The following is a 6896-nucleotide window of genomic DNA, read 5'->3' as shown; positions in this document are numbered from 1 at the left end:
GCCACTCGATACGACAAGTCGCCCGAGAGCTACCTCGCAGGCCTCCACCTCCGCGCCTCCATGATCTGGATCAACGACCTGCTGAAGGCAACTGATTGATCACGACGTCACACAGGCCCTAGGACGGTTCGGCGGATGCGGAGCCGTGGCTGCGGCCATTGCCCGCCAGGGGCGTGCCCGACGAGCTGCCCGGCAGAGCGAGGCGTACGGCCGGCGCGCACAGCTGGCGCGGGTCGATGTCCATGACGGGCAGGCTGGCCACGTTATGGAAGGCCGGGGTGGGGATGCCACGGTAGGGGTCCTGCATGGGCGCCAGCCCGACGTGCATGCCGCGCTCGACGGGAGCCGGCTGCGGCGTGGCGGTGCGGGACGGGCCGCGGCCCGCGTGCTCCAGCAGGGAGCGCACCAGCCGGGCGATGGCCGTCTCGTCCCGGGTATGGCCGCCCTTGTCGAGGTGGGCGGCGGTGGCTTGGTCCCAGACGTGCTCGCTCCAGGCGTCGCCGATCAGCCGCTGGTAGACAAAGTCGGCCTCCGCCCACTTGTTGCTGCGGCGGTCCTCGAGCCAGACCTTCTCCGGCTGGTGGGGGTGGTAGCGCACCGGCCACCGCTGGCCCTTGCCCGGCCAGCCCGAGCGGGTGTTGCGGTAGCCGTTCAGGGCGCGGCTGTCGTAGGTGCGGTTGTTCAGGCGGATGCCCTTGTCGGTGACCTGCACCCAGGCAGTGGGCAGCAGCCGCAGCCGGTCCTCGGCGCCCAGCCGGAGGGGGACGTAGCCGCTACTGGCGACGTGGGCGGCGAACATCTGGTTGGGAGTGCGCGGCGGCATGGACGGCAGGAACGGGTTGCGCAGTTCGCTGTGCGGGCGCTGCTGCCAGCCCAGGGCGATCCACTGCTGCAGGAAGTCGTTGATCTGGTCGACGCGCCACAGCCGCTCTTTGGCGACGTGCTTGCCGCGGTGGGTGAGGTCCTTGCCGGTGTAGCCGGGCAGGAACTGGCTGAAGAGGCTTTTGACCGAGCCGAAGGTCCGCTCGATGATCGCCTTGTGGGTGGGAGAGTAAGCGCAGGCCGGGCGCACGGAAATGCCGAAAAGGCCCGCCCGGCGAACACCTTGCCGTTGTCCATGATGATCATCTCTGGGATGATCACCGGCCGGGCGGCCGCGCCCTCCATCCGCTCGTCGGCCTCCACCAGCTGGGCGTAGGGCAGATCGGAGCCCTTCACGCCCGCCTTGAGCGACCAGTGCGGGCGCATCGGCTGCGGGGTGCACATCTCGGCCAGCAGCAACAGGGCGTCCACCGCCTTGGTGGCCCGCCCGCCATGACGGCGGGAGTTGGCACCGGTCTTGGTGCCGCTGGACTTGGGCCGGATGACTGCGGCCAGGATCGTCCGGCTGGCCACGTCGATGGCCGCGGTCAACTCCAAGGAGACGACGCGTCCGGTCTCGTCCAGCGCCAGCACGTCCAGAGCGGTGGTGTCGATCTGCACCTGCTCGCCCGGCGTCGTGGCCATGGCCAGCGTGAACGGCGGCTCGGGGCGGTGACTGCCGTCGCCGCGCCGGGCGGCGGCCTGCTTTCCGTAGACGATCCCGAGCCGGTCCAGCAGCCGGTAGAACGTCGCCCTGGACGGCAGCAACTGCTGCGCCTTCTTCTTGAATTTCCGCACGCACGCCCTCCTGAGCAGCTCAAACAGTCGTGACCTGGTCCCGATGGACTTCTTCTCCTGCCGCTTGTGCACCTTGTGCAGCAGCTTGACGACCTGTTCGTCGACACGGCCGTGCCGGCTTGGGCCGCGCACCCGCTGTGGCGTAGCTGGTGTGTGCTTAATGATCTTGGTTGTGACCTGCTGTTGTTCAGCTGTACTGGGCGGTGGGTTCGCTCTGTAGGGGAGGCTGACGCGGGGCCGAGGGGCCGGCGGCGGGTGGTATGTGGGCTGAGCTGGTTGTTTGGTGCTGCGCAGTGTGCTGGGTGGGGCAGCGGTTTTTGCGCAGGGTGGTTGGCGCGCCTATAGGTACGGGAGTTGTCGGCTGGTCTTGTCAGGGCTGGGGCGGTACGGGTATGTGGGTTGGTTCAGCGGGTGGTCAGGCGTTTCCAGAGCAGGTCGTGGTCGGCGGGTGCGAGGCGGGGCAGTTGGAGGCGGCCGGCGAGTTGGTGGAGGAAGGCGGTCTGCTGTGTGCGTGTCAGGGGGTGCGGGGGCAGGCGGTGGAGGGCCGCGGCGAGGGTGAGGGTCTCGGGATAGGTGATCAGTTCGCGGCAGGTCAGGGCGCAAGAGGCCGGGCCTGGTGGCATGCGGGGGTTGGCGGCGGTGAGCCGGTGCAGGCGTGTGTGCCAGCGTTCGTGTACGTGCTGTTGGTGGTCGTACCAGCGGGTGGTGATCGTCGATGCCCAGCTCAGGGAGACCGGTGTTGCCGGGCGGCGCGCGCGAAGGTGGGCTTGGGTGAGTTCGGGGACAGCTCGGATGTCGAGGGGCGCGGGATGCCGGGGGTCGCTCGATGCCTGCTGGTGGCGGGTGCAGATCATGATCCGGGGCAGGCCCGGCGACGGGTGGATCCACGCGGAGGCTGCCGTGTGCGGGCTGCGGCCGATGGTGCAGGTGGTACACGCCGGCAGTGGCTGCAGGGCGGTCTCGAGGGCGCGCCAGTGGGCGGTGGGCGTGCCGTGCGCGCCGGTGTTGGCCGACGAGGGTGCGGGCGGGCGCAGATGGGGCAGGGCGCGGGTGAGGTGCGTGAGGGGGATGCGTGTGAAGCCGGACAGGCGGCGGGCGGCTTCGGCGCTGAGGCGGATCTCGGCGGCGGGCGGGGCGTTCTCGGTGCCGGTGACGGTGATGCAGAGACCGTCGAGGAGCTGGGCGGGGCTGAGGCGGTAGGTGGTGGCGAGGCGGGTGAGGTAGGAGGCGGTGGCTTCGCCGGGCAGTGGCCGTACGCGCAGCGGGCCGGGCACGGATGGCCACATGGTGGCGGCCCGCACCGGGGGCGATGGCCTGGTTGCGGCCGGGGAGGTCACCGGCCGCTGGGGCGGGCGGGGCGGCGGGTGGGGTTGCGGGGCCGGTAGTGCTCTTCGGCGAGGTGGTCGAGCGCGATGCCGTCCAAAAGTGTCTTGGTGATGCGTTCGCTGCTGTCGAGGATGGCTTCGATGGCGGCTTGGCGGATCAGGCGGGCCAGGCTGCCGATCCGGCCGGCGGTCCGCTCGTGCAGGTAGGGGGCCAGCTTCGGCAGGCTGCCTGCCCGGTGGGCGTGCAGGTCCAGGGCCTGCTCGAGGGCGGCGATCAGTTCCCGGAACGGCTCCCGCTTGCCGGCGCGTGCGGGTAGCGCCCCGCAGTCGATCAGGGAGGCGCGCCCGGCCAGCTGCGCGCCGCGCACCCCGGTGAACACGGCGCTGTCGGTGACGTCGATGCCCGCGTAGACGAACGTGGCCCGCACGCGTTCGGTGAGGTCTTTGAGCCAGTCGGCGGCCTCGGCGCCGCTGGAGGTGCGCGGGTTGAGCCGGTGGATCTCGTCGATCAGCACGAGCTTGACCCCGGCCGCGGTGTAGGTGTGGCAGACGGCGGTCGTGATCTGCGTGGTGGTCATGCGGGCGGTGACGGGGATGCCGAGGTAGCGGGCGAACTCCCCGGCCAGTGTCTTGGCGGTGGCGCCGGGCGGCACCAGCACGTAGGCGACGGGCACGCTCTCGTCGCCCGGGGCGGCGCGGCGGGTGTGGGCCAGGTGGCAGGTGCGGCCCACTTCGAGCAGCGCGGTCGTCTTGCCGGTCGTGGCCGGCCCGGTGACGATCAGGGACGGGCGGGCGGTCACCTGCTGGTGGCGGCCGAGGATCATCAGGGTGCGCACACTGCGCGAGAGGGTTTCGATGGCCGGGGTGCGCACGGTGACGAACTGTGAGTGGTAGGCCAGGCGTTCCTTGGGCGAGCGGGGTGCCTGGCCCGGCTGCGGCGGTGTGGGCGGTGCGGCGCGGGCGAACCGGGCGAAGGCGTCGAAGGTGGTGACTGCCCCTGCGGACGTCTCCTCGGCGGGGGGCGTGGTGTCGGGGCTGATCACCAGTGTTCGGCCTCCTCGAAGGCGTCGTACAGCGCGAATCGGGCCGGCGGCGGGGACTCTTCACCACCGGCCTGGCTGTCGTCATCGTCATGGGCGCGGGCTTCGGCTGCGTCGAGACTGCCCTCGGGGTCCCGGGCGGGATGCTGAGCCGGCGGTGTCCCCGGCGGGGAGTCCGACGGCTGGGACGGGGTGGCAGCCGCTGCCGTGCTCCCGGTCAGGGGGCGGCTGCGGCGCAGGACCTGGTCGGCGGCCTCCGCGAGGGCGGCTTCGTGTGCCTCGCGGTCGCCGCGCCGGCCCAGGGCGGCGCGGATGTGACGCCAGGCGGTCTCGCCCATCGGGGCGTGGACGTGGTCGCGGTGGATCCACGGGACCTCGTGCAGCTGTCCGTCGGGCAGCCGGATGTAGACCTGCCGCACGTCGTGCGGGTTGAGGTGAATCTCCCACTTGCCGCCGGGGCCGGTGGGGGAGGGCCGTCCGCGGTGTTCATTGAGGCAGGCGTGGTCGTAGGTGCGGTGGTTGATGCGGATGCCGCGGCCGGTTACGGGGTGGAAGCGCACGGGCAGCAGTTCCAGGTAGTCGGCGCCGGCCAGCGGCAGCGGCACGTACCCGGACGCGCCCAGCAGCGCGCCCCACATCTCGTTCGGGGTGAGGGCCTTCTTCGGCAGGACCGGATGGCGCAGGCCCTCGTGGCGGCGGTGCTGCCAGCGGGCGGTGACCCACTCGTCCAGAAGCTCCTGCAACTGGGCCACCGTGAACCGCGCTTCGTCCTCCACCGCCTCGCCGCGCTCAAGGACGTGGGAGCCGGTGTAGCCGGCGACGTGCTGTGCGAACAGGGTGTTGATACTGCCGAAGGTCCGCTCGACGGCGCCTTTGGCGGCCGGCGAGCGGGGCGGCGTCGGCTGCACGCTCACCCCCAGGGTCTCGCAGGCGGCCAGGAACGCGGCGGAGACGAAGATGGCCCCGCGGTCGATGACGATCGTCTCCGGCACCACCACCGGCCGCGCCGCCGCCTGCTCCAGCCGCGCGTCGAGGGCGAGCAGCCGGTCGTAGGGGACGGCGGCGTGGGCCAGGCGCAGATGGCCGGGCCAGCCGGGCCGTGCGGGATGGGGCACGGCCATCTCCGCCAGCAGCAGCGCCGCGTCCACGGCCTTGGTGCCCTCCTCACGCAGCACGGCCGCCACCACCGAGCGGGTCGCCACATCGAGAGCGATCGTCAGCTCCGGGCGCACCGGCTTCCCGTCCTCCCCGACGGCCATCACGTCGAGGCGGGTGGTGTCGACCTGCACCAGCTCGCCCGGCCGCAGCGCCACCGTCGGCGTGTACGGCCGTACCGGCGTGGCGGTGGAGGTGCGGGCCGGCCGTCCGGGATGCTCCAGAGGATCGGCGATCACGCGCACCAGCCGGTTGAACGTCGACGGCGCAGGCAACCCGACCGCGCCCGGCCCGTGGGTGTCGGCCAGGATCTGCCCGGTCAGCTCCCGCAGTCCCTTCAGCGTGCCCGTCGAGCGGCCGCGCTGGCGGCGCAGCGCCTCCAGCACCGCGGCCACCACCCGCTCATCGGCCCGCCCTGTCGCACACGACGGCTTGCGGCGGGGGACCAGCCCGAGCAGGCCGCTCGCGTGGTAGCGGGCGCGCATGCGGCGCACGGTGGCCCGGCTGACCTGCGGCCAGCCCAGCCGGGCGAGTTCGTCGGCCTTGGCCTGCTCCCGCTCGGCCATCGACCGCCGTGCCGGGTCGTATTCGGGCCGGGGCGTCCCGCCGCTTGCCGGGCCGCCGGGCAGCCCGGTCTCGACCTCGCGGATGTGCCGCTGCCAGGCCAGGGCCCGCTCGCGCTCCCGCTCGGGCACCGACTCCAGCAAACCCCACGGCGGCACCCCGGTGGCGGGGGAGCCCACCACCGTGAACGTCGGATCGGCGAACAGGAACGAGGACAGGACCGACGCCGTCTGCCCGTCCTCGCCGACCAGCGTCACCGACGCCCCGGCCACGGCGGCCACCTGCCATGCGCGGCCCTCGAACGTCACGTACGCACCCAGCTTCACCTGCCGGTGCCGGTGCCGGGCGCCGGCCACCGGGCGGCCGCCGTGTGCGCTCACCACAGCTCGGCCTCCGCCCGCGGGTCGTACACCCCAAACCCGCCGGTATCCCGGGCAACGCGGCCACCGGCACCGCCGCCATCAGCGTCGTGCACCGTCATGGCGCCGGCGATCCCCTCCACGGCCGCGACGTCTGCGGTGCGCCCTGCCTCACCGGAGCCGTCCCTCGTCTCGCTGCCCGGCTGTGCGCCCGCGCCGCGGCGCGCAAGGACGCCGCCGGTGCGGCGCCGGACCATCTCGTCGAACGGGCGCAGGGTGTGCTCGCCCTGCGCCCACCCGACCGCGTGGAGCAGGCCGTCGGGCAGCCGGACAAAGACCTGCCGCGGGTCGTGGGGATGGTGGTGGACCTCCCACCGCTGGCCGCGGCCGCGGTGTTCGTCCAGACACGCATCGTCGTAGCGGCGCCCGCCCAGCCGGATCCCGGAATCGGTGAGGGCACACCGGCGCGCCGGCAGCAGTTCGCCGTAGTGCTGCCCGGCCAGCGGCAGCGGCACCATCCCGGCCACGCCCAGCAGCACTCCGTGGGGGCGAGCCCCGCCCGGGGCAACAGCGGATGGCGCAGCTGCTCCTGGGGGCGCTGGTGCCACCTGACGGTGATCCATTCGTCCAGCAGGTCCTGCAGCTGCGGCATGCTCCAGTACGCCCCGACCTCCTCTCCCGCTCCGCATGCCTCTTCCGCCGTGGTGGCATGCCGCGCGAACAGGCCTGCGAGAACCTCCAGCGTGCGCACGGCGCCGCGCTTTGCGCCCGCCGTCCGCAGCGGGGCCGGCTCC

At 72.7% G+C, this 6896-nt stretch carries 6 protein-coding genes; 1 reads left to right on the top strand and 5 read right to left on the bottom strand.

The window, feature by feature from the left end; genetic code table 11:
- Positions 1-118: 118 nt before the first annotated feature.
- Positions 119-1072 carry a Mu transposase C-terminal domain-containing protein gene (locus ACIOKD_RS40325; RefSeq protein WP_402093358.1) on the bottom strand — a complete coding sequence of 318 codons (954 nt, stop codon included), beginning with the start codon at positions 1070-1072 and terminating at the stop codon, positions 119-121.
- A gap of 291 nt (positions 1073-1363) precedes the next feature.
- On the opposite strand from ACIOKD_RS40325, the gene ACIOKD_RS40320 reads away from it, so the two are divergent.
- Entirely contained in the window at positions 1364-1537 is a 174-nt protein-coding gene (locus tag ACIOKD_RS40320; RefSeq protein ID WP_402093357.1) for a hypothetical protein, read from the top strand.
- Between the two features lie 526 nt (positions 1538-2063).
- Here the strand turns inward: ACIOKD_RS40320 and ACIOKD_RS40315 are convergent.
- The 4 genes from ACIOKD_RS40315 to ACIOKD_RS40300 are packed head-to-tail and all read right to left on the bottom strand — an operon-like array spanning position 2064 to position 6620.
- Entirely contained in the window at positions 2064-2933 is an 870-nt protein-coding gene (locus tag ACIOKD_RS40315; protein ID WP_402093356.1) for a TniQ family protein, read from the bottom strand.
- Positions 2934-2992: 59 nt separating this feature from the next.
- Positions 2993-4027, bottom strand: coding sequence for a TniB family NTP-binding protein (locus ACIOKD_RS40310; protein ID WP_402093355.1), 1035 nt, complete (start codon positions 4025-4027; stop codon positions 2993-2995).
- Entirely contained in the window at positions 4024-6126 is a 2103-nt protein-coding gene (locus ACIOKD_RS40305) for a transposase (RefSeq protein ID WP_402093354.1), read from the bottom strand. Before ACIOKD_RS40305 ends, ACIOKD_RS40310 begins: the two co-directional genes overlap by 4 nt.
- Positions 6120-6620 (bottom strand): Mu transposase C-terminal domain-containing protein, encoded by a 501-nt coding sequence (locus ACIOKD_RS40300; RefSeq protein WP_402093361.1) that lies wholly within the window; start codon positions 6618-6620, stop codon positions 6120-6122. Before ACIOKD_RS40300 ends, ACIOKD_RS40305 begins: the two co-directional genes overlap by 7 nt.
- Positions 6621-6896 lie beyond the last annotated feature (276 nt).

It is taken from the genome of Streptomyces sp. NPDC087844 (genome assembly GCF_044742785.1).
Lineage (GTDB): Bacteria > Actinomycetota > Actinomycetes > Streptomycetales > Streptomycetaceae > Streptomyces.
This window is presented reverse-complemented; position numbering and strand designations above follow the sequence as displayed.

What these genes read in the sequence shown, in the direction of transcription:
- ACIOKD_RS40320 (WP_402093357.1), top strand. Translation starts at nt 1,364, where the DNA reads ATGACTGCGGCCAGGATCGTCCGGCTGGCCACGTCGATGGCCGCGGTC.
- ACIOKD_RS40300 (WP_402093361.1), bottom strand. Translation starts at nt 6,620, where the DNA reads ATGGTGCCGCTGCCGCTGGCCGGGCAGCACTACGGCGAACTGCTGCCG.